22 protein-coding genes, 1 tRNA gene and 1 other RNA gene are annotated in these 23,557 nt (G+C 60.3%); 7 read left to right on the forward strand and 17 right to left on the reverse strand.

Annotation, left to right across the window (positions count from 1 at the left end; genetic code table 11):
• The first annotated feature begins 104 nt into the window (after positions 1 to 104).
• Entirely contained in the window at positions 105 to 965 is an 861-nt protein-coding gene (locus ACP7B9_RS06995; protein ID WP_425861993.1) for an acyltransferase domain-containing protein, read from the forward strand.
• Between the two features lie 89 nt (positions 966 to 1,054).
• Complete coding sequence (locus ACP7B9_RS07000) at positions 1,055 to 2,659, forward strand: peptide chain release factor 3 (protein ID WP_425861995.1); 1,605 nt, start codon at positions 1,055 to 1,057, stop codon at positions 2,657 to 2,659.
• 37 nt (positions 2,660 to 2,696) lie between these two features.
• On the opposite strand, the gene ACP7B9_RS07005 is transcribed toward ACP7B9_RS07000, so the two are convergent.
• From ACP7B9_RS07005 to ACP7B9_RS07015, 3 genes are all read right to left on the reverse strand, one after another.
• Positions 2,697 to 3,542, reverse strand: a complete 846-nt coding sequence (locus ACP7B9_RS07005; RefSeq protein ID WP_425861997.1) for an HNH endonuclease family protein — start codon at positions 3,540 to 3,542, stop codon at positions 2,697 to 2,699.
• Positions 3,543 to 3,668: 126 nt separating this feature from the next.
• Positions 3,669 to 4,048, reverse strand: an RNA gene (gene rnpB / locus ACP7B9_RS07010) — RNase P RNA component class A.
• Between the two features lie 327 nt (positions 4,049 to 4,375).
• Positions 4,376 to 5,857 (reverse strand): glyceraldehyde-3-phosphate dehydrogenase, encoded by a 1,482-nt coding sequence (locus ACP7B9_RS07015; RefSeq protein ID WP_425861999.1) that lies wholly within the window; start codon positions 5,855 to 5,857, stop codon positions 4,376 to 4,378.
• A gap of 257 nt (positions 5,858 to 6,114) precedes the next feature.
• Here ACP7B9_RS07015 and ACP7B9_RS07020 point away from each other — a divergent pair, with 257 nt between their 5' ends.
• Positions 6,115 to 6,879 (forward strand): YaaA family protein, encoded by a 765-nt coding sequence (locus tag ACP7B9_RS07020; RefSeq protein WP_425862001.1) that lies wholly within the window; start codon positions 6,115 to 6,117, stop codon positions 6,877 to 6,879.
• 109 nt (positions 6,880 to 6,988) lie between these two features.
• Here the strand turns inward: ACP7B9_RS07020 and ACP7B9_RS07025 are convergent, their stop codons facing one another.
• Together ACP7B9_RS07025 and ACP7B9_RS07030 are read right to left on the reverse strand one after the other, a co-directional pair.
• Positions 6,989 to 7,726: a zinc ribbon domain-containing protein gene (locus tag ACP7B9_RS07025; protein WP_425862003.1), complete on the reverse strand. Its 738-nt coding sequence runs from the start codon at positions 7,724 to 7,726 to the stop codon at positions 6,989 to 6,991.
• Between the two features lie 48 nt (positions 7,727 to 7,774).
• Positions 7,775 to 8,851, reverse strand: a complete 1,077-nt coding sequence (locus ACP7B9_RS07030) for a Nif3-like dinuclear metal center hexameric protein (protein WP_425862005.1) — start codon at positions 8,849 to 8,851, stop codon at positions 7,775 to 7,777.
• A gap of 89 nt (positions 8,852 to 8,940) precedes the next feature.
• On the opposite strand from ACP7B9_RS07030, the gene msrA reads away from it, so the two are divergent.
• The 3 genes from msrA (at position 8,941) to epsC (ending at position 11,265) form a co-directional block, all read left to right on the forward strand.
• Positions 8,941 to 9,465 (forward strand): peptide-methionine (S)-S-oxide reductase MsrA, encoded by a 525-nt coding sequence (gene msrA, locus ACP7B9_RS07035; RefSeq protein WP_425862567.1) that lies wholly within the window; start codon positions 8,941 to 8,943, stop codon positions 9,463 to 9,465.
• 114 nt (positions 9,466 to 9,579) lie between these two features.
• On the forward strand, positions 9,580 to 10,515 hold the full coding sequence (gene cysK / locus ACP7B9_RS07040) for a cysteine synthase A (RefSeq protein WP_425862007.1): 936 nt from the start codon (positions 9,580 to 9,582) through the stop codon (positions 10,513 to 10,515).
• A gap of 162 nt (positions 10,516 to 10,677) precedes the next feature.
• On the forward strand, positions 10,678 to 11,265 hold the full coding sequence (epsC, locus tag ACP7B9_RS07045; protein WP_425862008.1) for a serine O-acetyltransferase EpsC: 588 nt from the start codon (positions 10,678 to 10,680) through the stop codon (positions 11,263 to 11,265).
• 157 nt (positions 11,266 to 11,422) lie between these two features.
• Here epsC and gndA read toward each other — a convergent pair whose 3' ends face one another.
• The 4 genes from gndA to ACP7B9_RS07065 all read right to left on the reverse strand — a co-directional run bounded on the left by gndA (position 11,423) and on the right by ACP7B9_RS07065 (position 15,843).
• A complete protein-coding gene (gene gndA / locus ACP7B9_RS07050; RefSeq protein ID WP_425862009.1) occupies positions 11,423 to 12,874 on the reverse strand; it encodes an NADP-dependent phosphogluconate dehydrogenase in 1,452 nt (483 codons plus the stop codon).
• Between the two features lie 139 nt (positions 12,875 to 13,013).
• On the reverse strand, positions 13,014 to 14,069 hold the full coding sequence (locus ACP7B9_RS07055) for an L-idonate 5-dehydrogenase (protein ID WP_425862011.1): 1,056 nt from the start codon (positions 14,067 to 14,069) through the stop codon (positions 13,014 to 13,016).
• Between the two features lies 1 nt (position 14,070).
• Positions 14,071 to 14,841, reverse strand: a complete 771-nt coding sequence (locus tag ACP7B9_RS07060) for an SDR family oxidoreductase (protein WP_425862012.1) — start codon at positions 14,839 to 14,841, stop codon at positions 14,071 to 14,073.
• 87 nt (positions 14,842 to 14,928) lie between these two features.
• Positions 14,929 to 15,843, reverse strand: coding sequence for an NAD(P)-dependent oxidoreductase (locus ACP7B9_RS07065; protein ID WP_425862013.1), 915 nt, complete (start codon positions 15,841 to 15,843; stop codon positions 14,929 to 14,931).
• An 85-nt stretch (positions 15,844 to 15,928) separates the two neighbouring features.
• Between ACP7B9_RS07065 and ACP7B9_RS07070 the strand changes: the two genes are divergently transcribed.
• On the forward strand, positions 15,929 to 16,993 hold the full coding sequence (locus ACP7B9_RS07070; RefSeq protein ID WP_425862014.1) for a D-2-hydroxyacid dehydrogenase: 1,065 nt from the start codon (positions 15,929 to 15,931) through the stop codon (positions 16,991 to 16,993).
• Positions 16,994 to 17,216: 223 nt separating this feature from the next.
• On the opposite strand, the gene ACP7B9_RS07075 is transcribed toward ACP7B9_RS07070, so the two are convergent.
• From ACP7B9_RS07075 to ACP7B9_RS07110, 8 genes are all read right to left on the reverse strand, one after another.
• Positions 17,217 to 18,575, reverse strand: coding sequence for an MFS transporter (locus ACP7B9_RS07075; RefSeq protein WP_425862016.1), 1,359 nt, complete (start codon positions 18,573 to 18,575; stop codon positions 17,217 to 17,219).
• A gap of 129 nt (positions 18,576 to 18,704) precedes the next feature.
• Positions 18,705 to 19,541 (reverse strand): IclR family transcriptional regulator, encoded by an 837-nt coding sequence (locus tag ACP7B9_RS07080; RefSeq protein WP_425862018.1) that lies wholly within the window; start codon positions 19,539 to 19,541, stop codon positions 18,705 to 18,707.
• A 425-nt stretch (positions 19,542 to 19,966) separates the two neighbouring features.
• The gene (locus tag ACP7B9_RS07085) at positions 19,967 to 20,281 is read right to left on the reverse strand and encodes a hypothetical protein (RefSeq protein ID WP_425862020.1); all 315 of its coding nucleotides are present in this window, start codon (positions 20,279 to 20,281) and stop codon (positions 19,967 to 19,969) included.
• Between the two features lie 79 nt (positions 20,282 to 20,360).
• Complete coding sequence (locus ACP7B9_RS07090; RefSeq protein WP_425862022.1) at positions 20,361 to 21,263, reverse strand: exonuclease domain-containing protein; 903 nt, start codon at positions 21,261 to 21,263, stop codon at positions 20,361 to 20,363.
• A gap of 141 nt (positions 21,264 to 21,404) precedes the next feature.
• Positions 21,405 to 21,480 (reverse strand) — tRNA-Val (locus ACP7B9_RS07095).
• Positions 21,481 to 21,549: 69 nt separating this feature from the next.
• Entirely contained in the window at positions 21,550 to 22,488 is a 939-nt protein-coding gene (locus tag ACP7B9_RS07100; protein WP_425862023.1) for an NAD-dependent protein deacetylase, read from the reverse strand.
• 2 nt (positions 22,489 to 22,490) lie between these two features.
• Entirely contained in the window at positions 22,491 to 22,967 is a 477-nt protein-coding gene (locus ACP7B9_RS07105) for a peroxiredoxin (RefSeq protein ID WP_425862025.1), read from the reverse strand.
• Positions 22,968 to 22,982: 15 nt separating this feature from the next.
• Complete coding sequence (locus ACP7B9_RS07110) at positions 22,983 to 23,402, reverse strand: DUF3052 domain-containing protein (RefSeq protein WP_425862027.1); 420 nt, start codon at positions 23,400 to 23,402, stop codon at positions 22,983 to 22,985.
• Between the last annotated feature and the right edge of the window lie 155 nt (positions 23,403 to 23,557).

The raw sequence follows: 23,557 nt of genomic DNA on the forward strand, positions 1-23,557 counted from the left end.
CTCCCTCCGGGGCCGCGCGGAATGTTCTGTTCTGCGTAAAGTTCACGTTTGCGTTAAGCGCAGAACAGAACATTCCCAGCCGGTGTATTAGTTAGGCTGGGGGCATGACCTTGCGGACCGCCATGAGCCCAGAGCTGACGATTGCCTACTTGAACATCGCGCCGGAGGATCACGCCGATTCGCTCGCGTTGTTCAACGACCCCGCCACCCCGGCTGTCGAGAAAGTTTTGGCGCATCTGGAGTCACGGCTTGGGAGCGCGGACGAATCCGTTCCGGACCTGGGCACCGCCGATCTTCTCGTCACGGAGATGGACTGGCTCAGTGCCATGATGCGCTTTGTTCCCGCTATCGTGGCGTGGCACGCCGAGCGGGGCATTACTGAGGCCATCTCCCGCGCCACCCTGGCTGATTTTGGCCGCAATATGGCCATCAACCGGCGCGTTCATAACCGGTTTGGTATGGACACCTACAAATGGCTCAATCAGACATTTTCGGGCCGTATTTACCAGCTGGGCCGTCTGCAGTTCCTAATCCATCAGCCCAAGGCCGTCCTCCCTGGCGTTGACGCCGGCGAGTGGATTCTTGGCATCCACATCCCCGAAGACGGTGGCCTGTCCCCAGACGTTGTCCAGGCCAGCCTTGCCCAGGCCGCACCGTTCTTCGCCGAGCACTTTCCCGAAAAGCCTGTCCGCACGGCCAATTGTGAGTCGTGGCTGCTGGACCCTTACCTCAGCGATCATCTGGACCCGGCGTCCAACATTGCTCAGTTTGCCGCCCGCTTCACCCCCTACGGAGAACCAATGCTCCAGCCAAGCGATGCCGTGTACTTCACCTTCCGCACCCGCAGCATGGCGAACTTGGCCTCGCTCCCCCGTACGACGGCGTTGCAAAAGATTGTTCTTGAACGCATCGATGCCGGAGGTGCTTGGCAGCTGGGATTTGGGTCCCTGACGCTGCCACAGTAGGGAGCGCTGACTGCCGCAGCAGCCTGCGGTAAACTTGATAGTTGCGCCTGCCCTCGCCCCAAAATTCTTCACCGCTAGAAAGTAGTCTTGTGTCCTCTCCGGTCCAGTCCCCCGCCCGCGCCACCGAAATTACCGGTCAAGCGGAACGTCGGCGAACGTTCGCTGTCATCTCGCACCCGGATGCCGGTAAGTCCACGCTGACAGAAGCCTTGGCCCTGCATGCCAAGGTCATCGGCACGGCAGGTGCCACGAACGGCAAGTCGAACCGGCGGGACACGATCTCTGACTGGCAGCAGATGGAAAAGGACCGAGGCATCTCCATCAGCTCCGCGGCACTGCAGTTCTCCTACCGCGACACCGTCATTAATCTCCTCGACACCCCCGGCCACGCCGACTTCTCCGAGGACACCTACCGCGTGCTGGCCGCCGTCGATTGCGCCGTCATGCTCATTGACGCCGGTAAGGGTCTGGAAACGCAGACCATGAAGTTGTTCGAGGTCTGCCGCCAGCGCAACCTGCCCATCATCACCGTCATTAACAAGTGGGACCGTCCCGGACTTGATCCGCTCGAACTCATGGACGAGATCACCGAGCGCACCGGGCTCAAGCCCATGCCGTTGACGTGGGCCATCGGCATCGCCGGCGATTTCCGCGGTGTCTGGGATGTTCGTCGTGACGAGTTTGCCAAGTTTGCCCGCAACAGCTCAGGCGCCCAGATTGCACTGACCGAATACCTGACGCCGGAGCAGGCTGCAGCCTCGGAAGGCGACGCTTGGACCGATTCCACGGATGAGGCCAGCCTGGTCATCGACGAGGAAAATCCCCTGGACCTTGAGGCGTTCTACGCCGGCAAGGCCACTCCTCTTTTGTTCTCCTCGGCAGCCTTGAACTTTGGTGTCAAGCAGATCCTGGATACCTTGGTGGACTTCGCTCCCCCGGCGTCCGCACGCACCGATGTGGCCGGCGAGACCCGCCCCGTGGATGCACCCTTCTCCGGTTTCGTGTTCAAGGTCCAGGCAGGCATGAACCAGGCACACCGCGACCACGTCGCCTTCGTCCGGGTCTGCTCCGGCATGTTTGAACGCGGCATGGTGGTCACTCAGACGCGTACCGGAAAGTCTTTTGCCACCAAATACGCCCAGCAGGTGTTCGGCCGCGAACGCGAGGTCATCGACACCGCCTTCCCGGGTGATGTGGTGGGCCTAGTCAACGCCTCCGCGCTGCGCGTGGGCGACAGCCTGTTCGTCGAGGAGTCCGTGGAGTACCCGGCCATCCCGCTGTTCGCCCCCGAACACTTCCAGGTGGCCCGCTCCAAGGACCCCAGCAAGTACAAGCAGTTCCGTCGCGGCATCGAGCAGCTCGAGCACGAGGGCGTCATCCAGGTGCTCCGCTCCGATGTGCGCGGCGATCAGGCACCCGTGCTGGCCGCTGTCGGACCTATGCAGTTCGAAGTTGTCGAGGACCGCATGCACCACGACTTCAACGCCCCCATGCGTCTGGAGCGCCTGCCGTACTCGATCGCCAGATTGACGACGCCGGAGGCTACAGAGGTCTTGGCTAACCTCCATGGCGCTGAGGTACTTGAGCGCAGCGATGGCGAATTCCTTGCCCTGTTCAACGATATTTGGGCCATGCGTCGCGTCGAAAAGAATCACCCGGATCTGCCGTTGACCGAAATCGGCACCACCATGTAGCAGCAGCTGCACAGGGCCTGCCTTCCTGCGCCACCCATTATGGGAGGTAGCCGGAGGGCAGGCTTTCTTGTTGTGGGCACAAACCGAGCACGCGCACCATGGCCGCTTTCTCCGCCGGGGCAACCCACAGCGTGTAGGCCGCCTTGACGGAGATCTGACGGGCCACATAATGGCACCGGATCTTTTTGGCGGCGGGCAACCAGGTGGCCGCATCGCCGTCGGACTTTTCCTCATTGGCCGGGCCATCCACGGCCATGAGGTTGAGTGGATCGTTGGCAAGGCTTTCGCGCTGTTCCGGGGTGAGCGCTGCGGCACCGGTTCGCCAGGCATTACCGAGCGCCACCAGATGGTCGATCTGGACAGCAGCGCTGCTGTCCTTGCCCCGTTGAAATTCGATGTCCTTACCCGTGTAGGGCTCGGCGAGCAGACCCGAGGCCACAACGCACCATGAATCCTGGGCGAAGGCAAGATTCTGCAGGTCTCGGCGCAGGACGTCGTTGCGGGTATCGCAGCCATTTCCATCGGCATCTGCCCACGCCTCACCAAACGCACTGCGCTCGTAGTCGCTGCCGGATGATTTCCCCTTGACCAGCAGGGTGTCCAACAGCGCCAACGCCGTCCCTGGCCCGACCTCAACAATTGGTTTGCCCACACCGGGCGGCAATGTGGTGAGGCTCGGTGGGGCTCCAGCATCAACGGCAAAGGGCCAGCGCCCGGAACTGTGAAGCCAGCCGGCCAGCACCACGACGACGATGATAGCCAGTACGGCTGCGGAGCGGACGGGCGCGCCCTTGGGTGCGGGCCAGGCGGGCACGAGTCTTGGGGGCACGAGTCTGGCCGGCAGGCGTGTTCGTCGCTGCTGGTCGTGTGCATGCCGTGCCATGGAAGGAGCCCACCCCCGACTGGCCAGCGATTGTGGCCGCAAGTGAATCGTGATGAGTTAAGTCTAGGGATCACGGGGAAAGTACGCGTCCGGTTATCCACAGGCGCCCGAATCGGTGGAATGTGTTGGATAGGGCAGCCGATACGCCGGGTTTTGTCATCCGCCGAAGTTACCCGCGGCGGAGAGGCAACCATCCATCTACGAACGCCGTTGCCGACGCCCTCTAGCAGCCTACCCAGGCACTCGGGCGAACAGCCCTCAATCATGCCCTGTCTGGCCTTGCTCCGGGTGGGGTTTACCTAGCTTCCCTAGTCACCTAGGGAACTGGTGGTCTCTTACACCACCGTTTCACCCTTACCCGCTCCGGCCGAGGCCGTGCGGGCGGTCTATTCTCTGTGGCACTGTCCTGCGGGTTACCCCGAGTGGGCGTTACCCACCACCCTGTCCTGTGGAGCCCGGACGTTCCTCGAGCCACTTGCGTGACGCGCGGTTGCCCAGCTGCCCTATCCAGCTACCAATACTAGTCGATTTGTCCACTGTCAGTAGACGGACTCGCGTCTTTGGCGAGCCACAACGCAAAAGGGGCGTGCCCGGCGTCGAACTAGACTGACCCGGCGGTCAGCCGTCAGATAATGCCCGAAAGGTCAGTCCTAAAGGGCATTATCTGACGGCTCAACGTGACGAGACGGCGTCAGCGTCCAAGTTCGGGAAGGCGTCGCGCATTAATGTTCGACGGCGCAAAGGGGCGTGTCCGGCGTCGAACTAGACTGACCCGGCGGTCAGCCGTCAGATAATGCCCGAAAGGTCAGTCCTAAAGGGCATTATCTGACGGCTCAACGTGACGAAAGGGCGTCAGCGTCCAAGTTCGGGAAGGCGCGCGGGTGAACCCCTGCCATCTCCTCCATGACCCGGACCACCTGGCAGCTGTAACCGAATTCGTTGTCGTACCAGACGTAAAGCACGAGGTTCTTATCGGTGCTGATGGTGGCGAGACCGTCAACGATGCCGGCGCGGCGTGAGCCCACGAAGTCGCTGGAAACCACCTCGGGGGAATCGATGAAGTCAATCTGCTTGCGCAGGCCCGAATGCAGCGAGATGTCGCGCAGGTAGGTGTTGACTTCTTCCTTGGTGGTGCCGTTTTCCAGTGTCAGGTTCAGGATCGCCATGGACACATTGGGTGTTGGAACTCGGATCGAGTTGCCGGTCAGCTTGCCCTCGAGCTCCGGCAATGCCTTGGATACCGCCTTGGCCGCGCCGGTTTCGGTCAGCACCATGTTCAGCGCCGCCGACCGTCCGCGGCGATCTCCCTTGTGAAAGTTGTCCGTCAGATTCTGATCATTCGTGAACGAGTGGACCGTCTCGACATGGCCATGGACGATGCCGAACTTGTCGTTGAGCACCTTGAGCACCGGGGTGATGGCGTTGGTGGTGCAGGAAGCCGCCGTGACAATCTTGTCCTCGGGCGTGATGGTCCCGTGGTTGATGCCGTGCACAACGTTCTTCAGTGAGCCCTTGCCCGGGGCGGTCAGGAGGACTCGCGCAACGCCGGTGCTCTGCAGGTGCTGCGACAAGCCTTCCTCGTCGCGCCAGCGGCCCGTGTTGTCCACAACCAGGGCGTTGTTGATGCCGTAGCTTGTGTAATCGATGGTGGCGGGGCTGTCCGAGTAAATGACCTGGATGGCGGTGCCGTTGGCCGCGATGATATTGCGCTCATGGTCAACCGTGATGGTTCCGGTGAACGGCCCGTGGACGGAGTCGCGGCGCAGCAGACTGGCACGCTTGGTCAGGTCCATGTCGCCACCCTTGCGCACCACGATGGCGCGCAGACGAAGGCCGTGGCCGCCGCCGGAGTGCTCGATCAGGATGCGGGCCAGCAGGCGTCCGATCCGCCCAAAGCCGTATAGGACCACGTCGGTGCTGGTGCGTTCGTCCGCGCCAAAACGGTCGACGACGCCGGCCAGTTCGGTACGCAGGAAGGCTTCCAAGGATTCCTCGTCCGAGGCCTTGAAACCGGCGTTGAGGCGGGCAATGTCAAGCGAGGCGGCACCCAGTTGAAGGGTAACAAGGGCCTGCAGCAGCGGCAGGGTTTCTTCGATAGGGAGTTCCACCTCGTCGATCTGACGGGCAAAGCGGTGAGCCTTCAGGAGGCTGATGACCGACTGGTTGATGAGCGAGCGTCCGTGAATGTTGGTGAGAACATTGTTTTCACGGTAAAGCTTGCCTATGAGGGGAATCATGGCCTCGGCCATGGTCTCGCGTCCGATCCAGGAATCAAGGACGGCGTCGCTGTTGTTTGCCACAAGTTGTTGCACCACTGTAGTTACCCTTTTCCAGCTTGAAACACCCTTGGTTCAAGCCATTTACAAGTGTGGCAGCGGGCACTTGTTACCGGCGAGTTCAGTGAGGGGACTCACTAGACCGGTCTAGACTGGCCGGCACAAACCGCGCGCCGCGCCCTCTCTTCACCCCAGCCCCTCGCGCAGTTACGGGGCGGTTTTCCCAGACGCTCGCGCAGTAGCGGGGTCCTACAGGGATGAATCTGAGCCATCGCGTGAACCGATAAGCTCTAACGGTGTTAATTTTGCTGCCACCCTCTGAGGGTAAGACTCCTGCCGACGCCGGCTCCCCCGTTGACCTGGCCGAATTGAGCTTCCCTGAACTGACAGCTGCACGGCAGGAGGTGGCCGTGGCCTTGGCCGCTGTGTCGGCGCAGGATGACGCGCTCAGCCAGCTCGGCGTAGGAGCGTCATTGGCACACGAGGTCAGCCGTAATACTCGTCTGGCTCACGAGCCGGCTGCCCCGGCGCACAGCATTTATACGGGTGTACTCTTCGACGCCCTGGGCTACCAGAGCCTCACTCCCACCCAAAAGAGTAAGGCAGATGCCGCCGTCGTGGTTGTCTCTGGGCTTTGGGGAGCTGTACGTTTTGCCGATCGAATTCCGGCTTATCGTTTGTCCATGTCCGCCGGTCTGCCAGGTCTTGGCAAGCTCGCCAGCTTCTGGAAGCCTAAGCTGGCAGCCGCCGTGTCGGGTCCGGCGGCAGGTCATCTGCTGGTCGACTGCCGTTCCAGCACCTACGCAGCGGCGTGGGCGCCTGAGCCCGAACGCACGGTGGCAGTTAACGTTTTCACCGAGCGCGACGGTACCCGCAAGGTGGTCTCCCACTTCGCCAAACACACTCGCGGCGAGTTGGCCCGGCATTTGCTGACCCGCCGCGGCAAGGCACCGGAAACGCCAGCTCAGTTGGCCAAAGCAGCCGGGGAAAAGTGGACCGTGGAACTCGTTCCAGGCACGCCGCGCAAGCCCCACACACTGAACATCATCCTGGCTAACTAACCTCACTTAAACAGCAATCGAGACTGCACTTATTAGACCGATTTACCCCTTTTTACAGGGCGGTCCAACAAGTGCAGTCTCGATTATTAAAGCGGGAGGGGAGAGTTCTTTATCCCCACTCCTCCGAGCGGACCAGGATGGCTCCTGAATCGGGGCACATCACGAGCGTCTCGGGGCTGGCCTTTTTGATGTCAGCGAGGTCGCCGGCACTGATCTGCATCCCGGATCCCTCGGACTTGCCGTGGAACAACCGCGCTGCGCCTACCCCGTATTTGGCGAGTGAACGGTCGTAGATGGCCAGCAGCTCGGGGGCGAAGGTAGCCGCCAGTTCCGACCGCTCTGCCAAGATGGCGTCGCGCTCCATCTTCAGGCCGCCCAGCTTACTGCGCACCTCATCCAGAACCTCGTCAAGGACACTCTGCATCTGTGCCACGAGATCGCGCTCGTCTTGAGCCTTGGCGGTTGCTTCCTCGAAGGCCTCCATGGCTTCAAGCTCAACATCTTCCAGGGCTCCCCTGCGGTTGTTCAGCGACTCAATCTCGCTTTGAAGTGCCATCAGGTCCTTGGACAAACCGGTTCCGCTGTTCAGCTTTGCCTCATCGCGCTCGATGCGAGCCACAACAGCCGCCACATCGTCTTCTGACTTTGTCAGCGCCCGCTGTGCATCGCTGACGGCGGTATCCAAAACAACAAGATCACTCTTCGCCACCGTAAGTCCTGAATGCAGATCCGGAAGCCTTGGGTCTTCCTTCAACGCTTTGGCTTGGACGTCCAGTGCCCGTAGTTTGCCGTCCAGTACCGCAACGTCCAGCAAGCGCATTTGCTCGCCCGGTTCTGCCTTAGCCATGTAAGTCCTCCTGCTGCATATTAAAAAGGGGTATTCCTCTAGGCAAGCCTAGTTGCCGGGGGTGAGAATAAAATCCCACGGGTCCGTATTTGTCTGGCTGACAACCAACTCAGCTTCAAATCCTTGATCGGCGAGAACATTACCGAGCGCCTTGGCAGCGGCCGGGAGCCACAGCCATTCACTGGCAAAGTGGGACAGATCTATCAGGTAGGGCCGCCCATCGGTGCGAGCTTCCCTGGCCTCCGACGCCGGATGGTGGCGCAGATCCGCTGTGACATAGACGTCAGCATCACTGGCACGAACGGCGTCGAACAAGCTGTCACCGGCCCCGCCGCATACGGCAACCTTGTGAACCAGTGCATCCCGGTCCCCTGCCACCCGCACACCACCGGCAACGGCAGGGAGGGTCAAGAATATTCGAGCAGCCAAGTCACCCAGCTTTTCAGCGCCGGGCAGAAGGCCCACACGGCCGATTCCCTCTTCAACAAGCCCGTGGGCGGCCGGCATCAGCGGCTGGGCGTCGGTGAGTCCCAAGACGTCAGCGAGGACATCGGAGACGCCGCCTACAGCACTGTCCCCGTTGGTGTGGACCGTGAGAAGAGCGCAGCCGCCCTCAATCAACCGATGAACGGCACGACCCTTGCCGGACGTTGCAGCCACGGAATTTACACCCTTCAGAAGCAAGGGGTGGTGGGTGATGAGGAGTTGAGCTCCCCACTCAAGCGCCTCTTCGATGACCTCGATCGTGGGATCCACGGCAAACATGATGCGGCTCACGGCAGCATCGGGACGGCCAACCACCAGACCCACGCGGTCCCAGTCTTCCGCCAGCGATTCGGGCCAGAGTTCCTCGACGGCGACAAGCACCTCGGAAAGGACGGGAGTGTCCAACGTTTCCGGCTCATAATCCGTAAGATCTTCCGCCAGAGTGTCGTCACCCGAAGGCTCGCCCAAAGGCTCGACGGCGGCCAGGACTTGCGCGTCGGCCTGACCCTCAGCCTCGGCAGCGTCGCCGGCGACTCCTGCAACCCGGAAGCCCTCGGTATGTGCCGCTGGGGCGTCGGTGCCCTGGGCAATTGCGTCAGTCCCGTCGTCGGACGTGGGAAAAATTGGATCCTTGCTCATGCTTCTACCTTACTTCCGGCAGGCCCATAAAGGGGACCGGGAATGCCGCGGCGGGAATGTTGGCGCCCCCAAATGACTTATAAATGACTATGAAGACTTTTGTATTGGGCGGCGGCTGCTTTTGGTGCCTCGATGCCGTGTATCAAATGACCCGTGGCGTGGAATCCGTTGTGTCCGGATACACCGGAGGTGCCGTACACAACCCCAGTTATGAACAAATATGTACCGGAATGACAGGGCACGCGGAGGTGGTTGCCGTGACGTTTGATGAAACCGTCATCCCGGAGGACGTCATCTTGGATATGTTCTTCGTCCAGCATGACCCCACCACCTTGAACCGCCAGGGGTACGACGTCGGCACCCAGTACCGCTCGGCCATGTACTACGGCGATGCGGACCAGGAAGCATCTTTCCGGGCGGCCATCGAGCGGAACCAACCGCTGTGGGCCGATCCAATTGTCACGGAGGTGTCGGCTCAGGAGAAAATTTTCCCAGCCGAGCACTACCACCAGGATTTCTACGCCCAGCGGCCCGAAGTTGGCTACTGCCAGGTCATTATCAACCCAAAAATTGCAAAAGTTCGCAAACATTACGCGAAGTGGCTCACCGCCTAGAACCCCGCAATGGGACTCGCTACGCTGACGGTAATGCACTGTCCGCGGACTCGGCGCGCCCGTTCGAAGCAGTCCGCACCTCACCGTTTCGCTCAACGATTTTAAGGACCTTTCATGGCACGTATTTATGACAACGTCACCCAGCTGGTCGGCGGCACCCCGTTGGTCCGCCTGAACCGCTTGACTGAAGGTCTGGACGCCACCGTTGCCGTGAAGCTTGAGTTCTACAACCCGGCCAACAGCGTCAAGGACCGGATCGGTGTGGCCATTGTTGACGCCGCGGAAGCCTCGGGCGAGCTCAAGGCTGGCGGAACCATCGTCGAAGGCACCTCCGGTAACACTGGTATTGCCCTGGCCATGGTGGGTGCTGCTCGCGGATACAAGGTCATCCTGACCATGCCCGAGACCATGTCCACCGAGCGCCGTGTCATGTTGCGCGCCTACGGTGCCGAGATCGTGCTGACCCCGGGCTCCGAAGGCATGCGTGGCGCCGTTGAGAAGGCCAAGGAGATTGTTGCGAACACTGAGAACGCCATCTGGGCGCAGCAGTTCGCCAACCCGGCCAACGCCAACATTCACCGCACCACCACGGGTGAGGAAATCTGGGAAGACACCGATGGCGCCATCGACATCCTCGTCGCCGGCATCGGCACCGGAGGCACCATCACGGGCGTCGGCCAGCTGCTCAAGGAGCGCAAGCCCAGCGTTCAGGTTGTAGCCGTTGAGCCCATCGACTCCGCCATCCTCAATGGTGGCGCACCCGGCCCGCACAAGATCCAGGGTCTTGGCGCCAACTTCATCCCCGAGGTTCTTGACCAAACTATCTACGACGAAGTTCTTGACGCCACGCTGGAAGACTCAGTTGCCGTTTCACGCGCACTGGGCAACCAGGAAGGCATCCTCGGCGGCATCTCCGCCGGTGCGGCCGTGTGGGGTGCACTGGAACTGGCCAAGCGCCCGGAGAACGCCGGCAAGCTCATTGTTGCCGTCGTCCCCGACTTCGGCGAACGCTACATTTCAACGGTGCTGTACGACGACATCCGCGGCTAACAGCCCGCCGAGGTCCACTCATAATTGGACCCTTGATGCCTGCCGGAATATTTCCCGCATCACTGACGCTCTTGTCAGTGATGCGGGTCTTCTGGTTTGCAGGAGATACAGCAATAAGAGCTACGCCGTAGAAGATCTGCGGCGGTCAACTGAAAGAAGTCTGTGGGATTTTTCGCCAGGATACGTGAAGACCTTGAATCTGCCCGGTCGCATGACCCTGCGGCTCGCGGTTCTCTGGAGAACTTTTTTGTCTACTCGGGCATGCACGCCATTTGGATGCACCGTCTGACGCACAAAATGTGGGCCAACCCCTCCCTTCGATTCCCGGCCAGGGTTTTGTCCCAGCTGACGCGTTTTGCTACCGGAATTGAAATCCACCCCGGCGCCACGATCGGCCGGCGGTTCTTCATCGACCACGGGATGGGCGTTGTCATCGGCGAGACTGCAGAGATTGGCGACGACGTCATGATCTACCACGGCGTAACCCTCGGCGGCCGCTCATTGGCCAAGACCAAGCGTCACCCCACCATCGGCAACCGAGTCACCATCGGTGCCGGCGCAAAAGTTTTGGGACCCATCAATATCGGCGACGATTCGGCCATTGGATCCAACGCCGTCGTGGTCAAGGACGCGCCCGCCAACTCCATCATCACCGGCATCCCCGCCACATGGCGCCACCGAGACGCTAAGCGCGAGATGGCACCGGCTGTGGACCCGGCAGAGTACATCGACCCCGCCATGTGGATCTAATTTTCTCCTGACGCTCGCTTAAAGTTCGACGGCGGCCGGTGACCTTCCTGAGGGAAAGTCACCGGCCGCCGTCGTAATCTAAGCCCACCTGATCGAGCTTGTCGAGATCCTGACTGTTAAGCCAGATCTCGACAAGCTCGATCAGTGGACCCCCACGTTAGTGAGTGTCTACTGCACTGATCTCGGACTTGTCGCCGCTCCACTGGGTGTGGAAGGTGCCTTCAACATCAACACGGCTGTACGTGTGAGCGCCGAAGAGGTCGCGCAGACCCTGGGTCAGTGCGGCGGGCAGGCGCGGCCGGCGCAGGCCGTCGTAGTAAGCCAGCGAGGATGAGAACACCGGAACCGGGATACCCAGCTGGACGGCGGTGGAAACCACGCGGCGCCAGGCCGGGAGAACCTCGGCGATTTCAGCCTGGAACGCCGGAGCGAACAGCAGGTTGGCCGGCTTCTCTTCAGCTGCGTAAGCCTTGGTGATGTCCTTGAGGAGCTCGGCACGGATGATGCAACCACCACGCCAGAGCGAAGCGATCTCATCCAGCTTCAGATCCCAGTTGTACTCAACAGCAGCGGACTGCAGCATGTCGATGCCCTGCGCGTAGCTGATGAGCTTGGAAGCGTAGAGAGCCTGGCGAACGTCTTCAACGAAGTCGGCACCCAGTTCAACAGCAACCTCGTGACCGGCCAGAACTTCCTGGCCGATGGCGCGCTGATCGCGCTGTGAGGAGAGACCGCGAGCAAAAACAGACTCGGCGATGGCGGAGATGGGCGAACCCAGATCCAGGCCGGACTGAACCGTCCAGCGGCCCGTGCCCTTCTGGCCTGCGGAGTCAACGATGACGTCAACCAGCGGCTTGCCGGTCTTGGCGTCAACGTGGCCCAGTACCTCAGCGGTGATTTCGATCAGGAAGGAGGCCAGCTGGCCTTCGTTCCACTTGCCGAAGATCTCTGCCTGCTCGGCCGGCTCGATGCCAGCGGCGCTACGCAGCAGGTCGAAGGCTTCACCGATAACCTGCATGTCGGCATATTCGATGCCGTTGTGAACCATCTTGACGAAGTGGCCGGCGCCATCGGTGCCGATCCAAGCGCAGCACGGCTTGCCATCAACCTTGGCGGAAATCTTTTCCAACAGCGGGCCAAGAGCATCGTAGGATTCCTTGGAACCACCGGGCATGATGGACGGGCCCAAGAGAGCGCCTTCCTCACCACCGGAAACGCCAACGCCTACGAAGTGCAGGTCCTTCTCGGCCAGGGCAGCTTCGCGGCGACGAGTGTCCTGGTAGTGGGAGTTACCGCCATCAATGATGATGTCGCCAGCTTCCATGAGAGGAACGAGCTGATCGATCACGGAGTCAACGGGGCCGCCAGCCTTGACCATGATGAGCACGCGGCGCGGCTTCTCCAAGGACTCGACGAGCTCGGCCAGGGTCTCGGTGCGAACAAAGTCGCCCTCGGTGCCGTGCGCAGCAAGCAGTGCGTCAGTCTTTTCGACCGAGCGGTTGTGCAAAGCAACCGTGAATCCGTTGCGGGCCAGGTTGCGGGCCAAGTTCGCGCCCATTACGGCAAGACCTGTGACACCGATCTGTGCAGTGCCAGTTTGTGCAGACATACTACCTCCAGAGTAAATTGAACAGTTTCCTACAGCTTATCGGTGTTGGCGCCCGTTCCCCAGCTCGTCCCATGATTTGGATACGTAACATTACATCCAAACTACGGCAACTTTGGCAATCGGATGCCACACACCCTTCTTAGCTACTGAAGTTGAGTAAAACTTTGCCCGACTGGGCAGAATTCTTAGCCATGTCAAATGCAGCCAGAGCGTCATTGGCTGCGTATTCATGCGTTATTACCGGGTCAACAAACAGCGATCCGTCGGCAAGTGCGGTAATCACCTCTTCAATTTCTTCATTGAAGCGGAATGAGCCCAACAGCTCGAGCTCTCGGGTGATCGCCAAAGAGATGGCAACCGGTTGTTGTCCTGACGGCAGCAACCCAACCATGACTACACGTCCGCCACGAGTCGCACCACTGATGGCCGTGCCCAAACCGAAATGGTTACCGGAGGATTCAATCACCACATCAGCCTCGATGGCCGCGACCGCTTCCGCCTCGGGAGCCTTAAGAGCAAGATCGGCCCCTACCGCCACTGCAATCTCCAACGGCAATGGGTGCATGTCGACGGCCGTAATATGACCGGCCCCAGCACGCTTAAGGATGGCGATGGCCAAGGTTCCAATGGGCCCACATCCAACCACCAACACGGATTTTCCACGCACATCCCCCGCCCGGGCCACGGCATGCCATGCCACGCTGGCCGGTTCCACCAATGCGGCGAGGCGCAGCGGCAAGGATTCCGGAAGGGGGCGGAGCATGCGAGTGGGCAAATTTGCGTAGCGCAGGAAGGCGCCATCGGTGTGGGGATGGCGGGCCGCACTACCAAGATAGGTGCAGCCCGGCGAAAGATTGGGGCGATCGGCAGGGTATTTTGCCGCACCGGCCGCGGGGGTGGCCGGATGGACAGCAACGGCTGTTCCGACGGCGGGTCCCGTACCATCAGCGGCGGCACGCGCCACCACCCCAACCACCTCATGGCCCAGCACCATGGGATCCTTCAAGATGGATTCCCCGGCAGCACCGTGCAGCCAGTAATGAAGATCGGAGCCGCAGATGCCGCCGTAAGCAATATCAATCACAGCTTCATCCGGGGCTGGTTCCGCGAGCGGCACGTGGTCGACGCGGAGGTCACCTTTGCCGTGGGCAACAACGGCCGGGGCAGTTGCGGGAAGTGTTAGGTACTCAGACACCTTAAACCACCACCGTCATGCCGCCATCGATGAAGATGGTCTGGCCGTTGACGAAGTTGGATGCGTCAGAAGCGAGCCACACGGCAGGACCGGCTAGATCCTGCACAGTCCCCCACCTGTTGGCGGGTGTCCGGCCCAAAATCCAGGAGTTAAACTTTTCATCGTCCACCAGGTTTTGGGTCATCTCGGTGTGAATGTAACCGGGCGCGATTCCATTAATCTGCAATCCACCACCGGCCCACTCCGCGGTCATGGCACGGGTCAGGTTCCGCAATCCACCCTTGGCTGCCGTGTAAGCGGCGATCGTGGGGCGGGCCAGATCAGTCTGCACTGAACAGATGTTGATGATCTTTCCGTGACCGCGCGCCAGCATTCCCCTGGCAGCTTCGCGCCCTACGAGGAATGCACTGGTCAGGTCGGTGCTGATAACGCGTTCCCAGTCCTTCACATCCAGGTCCAACAATGGAACGCGGTGCTGAATCCCGGCGTTGTTGACAAGAATTTCCAAGGGTCCAACATTGCTTTCGATCCAGGCTACTCCGTCGGCGGCGGCCACATCGTGGGTCACGTCGAAAGCAACTGAGCGGATCTGCCCTTCCGCAAAGTCTGCAGCCATACTCGCCTCGGCGGCGGCCAATCGAACCGGATCGAGCCCATGGAGTACAACGGTTGCCCCGGCCTCGGCAAGGCCGCGCGCCAATGCGTTGCCAATACCTCGGCTTGAGCCGGTTACTAGGGCCACGCGGCCACTCAAATCAAACATTCCAGTCATTCGCCTGTCCTTCAATAATTTCGAGAAGCTGTCATTTGTTACGCCCGGCAAACGCCTCACGGAAGGCGGCGGGCAGTCTTTTGGCAGTTACGCCAGCCGGGCAATACTTTCGCGAACAACGGCGAGGTCCATCTCGCCAAGCCCCTGCTCTTTCAATGTTCCGTACAGTGCGTGGCCCGCAGTTGCCATCGGAACAGCGGATCCAGCTGCCCGGGCACTGTCCAGTACAAAGCCGAGATCCTTATGCATGAACTTCGCAGGGCCCGTGGGGGCATAGTCCTTGGCGGCAATGCGCGGGCCAACCACGTCCATCACGGCACTGCCGGCCAGCCCGCCGCTGAGTACCTCGAAGAGTGCTTCGACATCCATCCCCGAGCGCTCGGCGAGTTCGGCTGCTTCGGCGAGGGCAGCGGCAGCGGTTCCCACCAGCAACTGATTGCAGGCTTTGGCCAGAGATCCCGAGCCAAGACCGCCGAGCAGCCGCACTGTGCGCCCCATGCTTTCAAGCACCGGACGAACTCGGACAAAGTCCGCCTCGGAGCCCCCCGCCATAATGGCCAATGTTCCGTTTTGCGCGCCCACCGTTCCGCCACTGACGGGAGCATCAATGACCGTAGCATTGCCGGAACTAGCCAGCGCCACGGCTTCACCAAAGCCCTTGACGGCCTGTGGCGAAACGCTGCTCATAATCACGACGGTAGTTCCCGGCGCCGGGGGTGCGGCTCGCCAAGAGTCCAGGAGGGGCGCTGCGGCATCACTGATGAAGTTGAGATCAGGCAACATAAAGATAATGACGTTGTGGTCCCGAAGGTCAACAATGTTTTCCGCGGCACTTGCGCCCTGTTGAGTGAGATTCTGGACGGCCCCGGAAGAGCGATTCCAGACCGTCACAGGCCAGCCAGCGCGCAGCAAATTGGCAGCCATGGGGGCTCCCATGTGGCCCAAGCCAACAAATCCAAGTGTTTGTAGGCCGTCTTGTCCTGATGAAGGGGTTTGCGTCATTGCGTACCTGTCCTCACAACTTTGTGGTTGGATTTTCCCGGCGACTCATTGTCACGTTTGTTCAGTATTCTATCCACAATTCAGTATGATGAACATCATGACCACAAATAATCTCACCGTTGCGATTGCCGTCCCGCTGGAGACCGAGCTAGTAGAGGCCATTGTCGCCGCTCACCCGGCCGTCACTGTTCTCTACGAGCCCGAGCTGCTCCCCCAGGAACGATTCCCCGCCGATCACGCCGGCGACCCGGCCTTTGTGCGTACGCCGGAACAGGAGGCCCGCTACTGGGAAATCCTGAACAGCGCCGATGTACTGTACGGCTTCCCCAACGAAAGCCCGGCCGGACTGGCCACCATCGCCTCCAGTCAGAAGCTCCAGTGGATCCAGGCAATGGCCGCCGGCGCCGGTGGAGCCGTCAAGGCCGCCAACCTCGCCCCCGACGATCTGGAGCGCATCACCGTCACGAGCTCCGCCGGAGTCCACGCACTTCCGCTCGCCGAATTCGCCATGATGGGTGCCTTGAACGGTCTCAAGCGCACAGCCGAACTGGCCGCCGATCAGGCCGCCAAGCACTGGCCCGAATTGCGCACACCCACTCGCCTAGCCAGCGGCTCCTCCGTTGTCATCACCGGTCTGGGCGAGATTGGTCTGGAGACCGCTCGTTTGGCGCGGGCGCTGGGTATGAAGGTCAGCGGCACCAAGCGCAACGTTGCCCCCATCGAGGGCATCGAGAAGGTCACGGACACCGCCGGCCTGCCCGGCCTGGTGGCCACGGCCGATATTCTCATCAACACCCTGCCCGGCACGCCGTACACCGAGAAGATGATCAACGCCGAGGTATTCAACGCCATGAAGCCCGGCACGGTGCTGGTCAACGTTGGCCGCGGCACGGTCGTGGACGAGGAGGCACTCCTCGAGGCCCTGAACAACGGCCAGGTTTCCTACGCCTGCCTCGACGTGTTCGCGGTGGAACCCCTGCCGGCAACGAGCCCGCTCTGGGATCACCCGCGCGTCATGGTTTCCCCGCACACCTCGGCCCTGAGCTCCGCCGAGAACCGCCTCATCGCCGAACGCTTCATCGAGAACCTCACCAGCTTCCAGGCAGGCGAGCCCCTCCTGCACGTTGTCGACCCGGTGCACTTCTACTAAAGCCGCAACCTCAAGGGGAGTCTGCCGCTAGGCAGGCTCCCCTTTTGTGTGCCCGGAGTCAGGTTCCATTGCCCCGCCCCTTCTTAAAGTACGACGGCGCAAGGCTCACCTTGCGCTGGAGGTGACTCCCCGACGTCGTCCTTCTTCTCTTCAAAGGACGAAATGAGCCTTAAACGCCAATGCGGCGCCTGCCGAAGCAAGCGCCGCCTGAGGAGATGGAGAACTAGGAGGCGTCCTCGACGAGGTTGAGGTCGCGCCCCACGGTTTCCGGCGTGAAGAAGGTTGTCACCAAGGAGATGGCTGCAAGAACGGCGGAGTACACGGCAAGCACCAACCACGAATGGTTCGTGACGGCCAGCAGACCCACACCGATCATCGGAGCAAAGCCCCCGGCAAACACGGCCGAGATTTCACGGCTCATGGCGACGCCCGTGAAGCGGTGGGTGGCGCCGAAGAGCTCAGGAAGCAGTGCGCACTGCGGGCCGAGCATGGACTGCACACCGATGGAGATACCCACAACCATGACCGCCCAGACAAGCCAGACGTGCCCCAGGGTGATCATGTAGAACGCGGGGAAGGCGAAGAGTAGCTGGAAGAGGGCGCCGTAGCGGTACACCTTGACGCGGCCGACGCGGTCGGACAGGGCACCAAAAGTGATGACCAAGACTGCGGCGAAACCTGCCGCGATCAGCAGACCCACGGGGCCGATGAACTTGTCCCCTTCAAATACGCCACCCTTGCCGGCCATGAAGCCAACCAGAAGTGTGGAGTAGATGCTGGAGTTGCCGTTTTCACCCATGCGTAGGCCGATGCCGATCAGGACATTCTTTTTGGAGGTCCGCCACAGCGTTCCAAGCGGGTTCTTAGTGACGTTCTTGTGCTTCTCCAGCTCCTGGAAGACCGGGGTTTCCTTCAGCTGAAGGCGGATGTACACGGCAACAGCGATCAGGATGATGCTGGCAAGGAACGGCACACGCCACAGCCAACCCGTGAGGATTTCGGGATTAGCCATACCGAGCAAGGCGAAAGTACCGGCGCCCAAGAGCGTACCGACCTGGATACCAACGAAGGGCAGAGCGGCGAAGAAACCACGGCGCTTGCGCGGAGCAACTTCGGAGATGAGAGTTGTGGCTCCAGCCTGCTCGGCGCCTGCGCCCAGACCCTGAAGGATTCGCATGAGAACCAAGAGCACGGCACCCACGATGCCGGCCTGCTCATAGGTGGGCAGCAGGCCGATGGAGAACGATGCACCACCCATGAGAGCGATGGTCAGCAGCAGGACCTGCTTGCGACCGAAGCGATCTCCAATATAGCCAAACACCAGGCCACCGAAGGGGCGAGCCGCGAAGCCAACGCCGTACGTGGCGAAGGATGCGATCAAGGCACCTGTGTCGCCCAGTGGGGCAAAGAACAGCGGACCGAAGATCAGGGCCGAGGCGAGGCCGTAGATGTAGAAGTCATAGTATTCAAGCGCGGAACCGACGGAGCTGGCCAGCGTGGCCCGACGAAGCTGATCAGGGTCGACCTTCTCATCTATTTGTGAGGCGGCTGCCCGGTCCGAGCGAAGCGGTTGTGTAGTCACTGAATCTCCCTTGAAACGTACCGAACCACCATTGGTTCAGCAGGCGACAACGACCATGAGGTCGATCACTATGTTGAACAGCGTACATCACAATGAACACTTCGCCAAGGAAAAATGTAGCTTACGTCACTAACCCATGGGATTACCCAGCATTTTTGTTAGGTCCCGCAGCTCGGCGACCATGGCCTCGCGCTCAGCCTCGGAAAAGGTGGCCTTGAGTGCTGTCACGGTGACGCCAAGGCTCGGACCGTGCGAGCCGCGTGTCGGAACAGCCACACCGAGGCTCACGACACCTAACGTTGATTCCTCATCCTCGAAGGCGTACCCCTGGGCGCGGATCGTCTTGATCTCAGCCTTAAGCTCCCGTCCGGTTTTCAGGGATTTGGCGGTCATAATGGGCAGCGCCGCATCATCGGGGAATTGTTCATCCAGATCGTGGTCATGCAACTTGGCCACGAGTGCCTTACCTACTGAACACAGTGATACTGGCATCTTGTCGCCAATATTGGAGGTCAGCCGAACGGCAGGGTGCCCCTCATAGCGGGCAAGGTAGATGACATTGTCACCATCGAGCATGGCGATGCGAACCGTGGCCAGCTTCAGTAAGGGCGCCTGCTCGCAGAAGCGGTAGAACTCTTTAACTTCATCGCGGCGACTCAGATATGCGGCGCCAAGTTCTACCAACTTCACACCAAGCGCGTAATCGGTTCCTACCCTGGTGATAAGTTCCGCGTCCTCAAGTGCCTGCAACAGGTTAGAGGTGGAGGACTTCGGGATGTCCAGCTCCCGCGCCAAATCGCTGAGGGTTAGTCGACCCGTCATGGATTCCGCCAACGCGTCAAGAACGGCCGCAGCCCGAGTAACCGCCGGCGCCGGAGTCGCGTTAGCCCTGGGCTCATGGCCTTTTGGCGCCGTCGTGGCTTTCAGGGAAGGCGCGCTCGTAGCTTCGGCCATAACTTCGCTCATGTGGTTTCCTCGACGCTGAAGGGGTGGCCCATGTGTCTCACGGGCCGGCAATGCACAACAAATTTTAGTTCATTACAATGAACATCTTCCATCATACTGTTCAGTTTCGGAGGTAGAACGTCCGGCATTGTGTTTTTATCATGGGGCCTGTATATTCGTTTTCAGACCTTCCACTGTGGCGTCCCCCAATAGCCACAGTGGAGGGTCCTCCACTTTAAATCGCCCTCCGTCTGAGCACGCTCCGTAGGGAAAATCCACCGTTAGATTCCTTGGCACAACTCTGTGTCAAGCGTTGTCGCACGCTTCCTGCGGCAATCTGGAAATTCGGCGTGTCAGTTTGCATCTTGCAGAATGACGCGTTATATTTTTATTACTGGTTCCCCACCACAGCGTCCCCCAATAGCTGTGGCGGGGAACCTTTCACTTTAACTGGCGGCCAACCCGGCGACGGTCTGCGATCCGCGTATCCGCCACCTCGCGCCGTCAGGATCACATTCCAACTCCATGGTCACCAGCTCGCTGCGTAGGCTGTGTCCCAACCGGACTTGGACGCGCCACACCTGGACGTCAACCCGTCCCTGCCCCTTAGGCATCCGCCTCTCATGCCTCCACCAGGCCGTGCGCTCAAACCATCGCACAGGCTCGGCCCCAACAAACCAGACCCGGCCATTTCGGTTAACGGCCAGCGGCACTCCCGTTGTTGAGGTGCGTACCAGTACTTCTTCCGGGAACGATGTCATGAACGGTACTGTACGGACGGGGTCTGACATCCATACCTGACATCCATACCAAGGATGCAATCGCGGCTACCTGAAGCGGCTACTTGAACGCCAAGAGCCGCAGGAACTGAAGTTCACCTATTACAGCGATGTTCTGGCCCGTGGCCGCCAACTCGTGAGCACGCGTGACCTTGGCGCTGGGGCGGCCGCCCCGTTCGAGCTCAGCGCAGACAACCAGGGTGACTTTCTTCGTTGTGCTGTTGGCAATCGTGGCACCCCTGGTGGCCGATGCGTCCTGTGCTTCAACGCGCGGCATGGCTTCCAGATCCCCGCTAAACACAATGGTCTGCCCAAAGAGGGGCCCGTAAGGATTAGCCAACGGATTTGCCTTCGGAAGGTCGGCCAGCTTCCGCGTGTAACCCGCCGAATAGTAGCTAGGAACCCGAGCGCTGGTCCGTTCGGTGGTTGGCCACAACTCATCCAACTTCGCCGCACCGTTGCGTCGCGCCAGTTCTATCGCAATAAGGGCGCTGGCCCGGGCGTCATCGCCGGCGTCATGGTGGTTGAACGCTGGCAGCTCCAAGGCTCCCACAACGTCCGACAGTGTGTAGTGCGGCAATTGCAGGTGCTTACGGGCAAGGGCAAGTGTGCAGTGGAACTCAAGGCTGGGGGCCGGCAGTCCGCTGGCCTCGTTGGCCTTGGCGATGACTGACTTCTCAAAACTGACGTTGTGGCCAACCAGGGCATCACCATCAACAAAATCCATCATGGGGCCGTAGATTCGCCGCCAATCAGGCATGTTGCGAACATGGGCGGCCGTAATGCCGTGAATGCCGACATTGACGGGATGAAACTCCTCGTATCCGGGCAACGGCTTGATCAACCACGCCACCTGATCAACGACCACTCCGGCTCTGACCTTGGTCAGTCCCACAGCGCAGGCAGAGGCGCGGTAGTTGTTGGCCGTTTCAAAATCGATGGCTGTGAACGATATCCCTTGCATGCATTCCACCTATGGCCGCACCCGGGCGCCCGCAAATTTCATGTGCACCAAGGTTGAATTTCTGCCCTGGTGAAGTCACCGGGCAAGACAAAGAACCCCTCGGAATCACGGCCTAGGCCTTGAGTACGAGGGGTTCTTCTGTGGTGGGTCCTACCGGGATCGAACCGATGACATCCACGGTGTAAACGTGGCGCTCTACCAGCTGAGCTAAAGACCCAATCATTGTTTCGGCTTCCAAGCTTTGCGCTTGTTGGCCTGACCAACGAGAAACTACTGTACACATGTTTTAGCGATTGCGCCAATCGATCCCCAAGGCACTGGCCAAATAGCTCAAACCCTCCCCCACGCCAATCTCCAATTTCGTTTCAGCTAGCGGATCGCCACGAGTTTCACCTCGGTTGATAATCACCACGGCTTTGCCATCCTTGGCCGCTCGTTTGACGAATCGCAAGCCGCTCATAACTGTCAGGGACGATCCAGCCACCAAGAGAAGTCCCGCGGATTCCACCATGGCAAACGACCGTTCGACTCTTTCCTTGGGAACGTTTTCGCCAAAGAATACAAAATCTGGTTTGAGCAGCCCGCCACACAAAGGGCACCTGGCGATCTTGAAAGAAGCAATGAGCCCTTCGTCGGCAAGGTCAGCATCAGCATCCGGCGCCGCTGAGGTCCCGCTGACTGCGTCAAGAAATCCTGGGTTGAGTTCTGTGAGAATGGTGGCCAGAAAAGCACGTGAATACGTTGTTTCGCACTCCATGCAGAGAACTTGATCAAAGCGGCCGTGCAGGTCCACCACATTGCTGGCTCCTGCGTCCTCATGCAGGCGGTCAACATTTTGGGTGATGACTCCGGTGAGGTGGCCAGCGCGCTCCAACGCCGCGGCAGCATAGTGCCCGGCGTTGGGTTCCGCGCGGTGCATGTGGGACCAGCCAATATGGTTTCTGGCCCAGTACCGCTGACGCAGCAGTGGATCACCCATGAACTCTTGGTACGTGAGTGGCTGGCGGGGCGGTGAATCCGGACCCCGATAATCAGGAATGCCGGAATCGGTACTAAGTCCGGCACCAGTCAGCAATGCCGTTGGGTGGTGCCGCATCAGTTCCGCTACCCGCTCCAAAGCCTCGACTTCGGCGGCCAGCAGCGCGTCAGCCGGCAGCACATCGGCTGGCAAGGCTGCTCCATGTCTGAAGGCAGTCTGGCCAATTCCCGGGCGCACGTTGTCCATGGTTAGAGCTGTTCCAACGCCTGGCGGTATCTTGCCAGCGGCCGGGCTTGGCCCGTAACAGTGCTGAAGATGTCGGCAATGCGCCCTTGCGCTGTTACGAGGAAGGTGGTCCGGCCAGCCATGCCGCGCACCGGCTCAAAGGTTCCGTACGCCTGGGCAACTTCTCCGTGAGGCCAAAAGTCGGCCAACAGGTCGAAGTTATAGTCCTCGGCCTTGGCGTAGGCGCGCAGCGTGTACTTCGTGTCAACAGACACCGCCAAAAGGCGCACCCCCGCCGCCGCAAAATCGGCAATGTTGTCCCGCAGCTCGCACAGCTCCCCCGTGCAGATTCCGGAGAATGCGAAGGGGTAAAACACGATTGCCACGGCGGTGCCACGCAACCCGGAAAGGGTGATTGGCTCGCCAAACTGGTTTGGCAGTGAAAAGTCGGGAGCCATGTCCCCGATCTGCAATCCCGGGTGCGTGTCGCCGTCGAGCATCACGTGCAATCCTGCTTACTGACGCTTGCGCGGAACCAGGCGGGTCGCTGCCCAATCCGCGGAAACTCCGGCAGTGGTCGTCACATGCAGGCCGGCTGTAGGTGCCGCTTCCTGAATGTCCGACGGCGGGACGTAACCATCTCTTCCCTGCTTCGGCGTGAGGATCCAAACGATCCCGCCCTCATCAAGAGTCGTCAGTGAATCCACAAGGGCATCCACCAGATCGCCGTCGTCTTTGCGCCACCAGAAGATGACGGCGTCAACAACGTCATGATCATCCTCATCAAACATTGCGGACCCAATCAGGTCCTCAATGTCATCACGCAGCTTAAAATCAACGTCGTCGTCGTATCCGAGTTCCTGGACAAGATCCTCATCCTTGAACCCCAATTTGACTGCCATCTTGGCAACCGTGCCGGCGTCGGCCTCGCTCACGTTTTTCCTCCTGCGGTCAGCACTTGCGCGCTGGTTTGTTGGTATGTATCCCCAGTCTAGGGGGTCAGCCCATATTGCCTCTACTTAACAGCAGTTGGCAACAAACACCCCGCAAAGTTCCCGAACAATTTGTGATTTGCACAACATCATGCTTT

Source organism: Arthrobacter sp. TWP1-1 (genome assembly GCF_049897845.1).
Classification (GTDB): Bacteria; Actinomycetota; Actinomycetes; order Actinomycetales; family Micrococcaceae; genus Specibacter.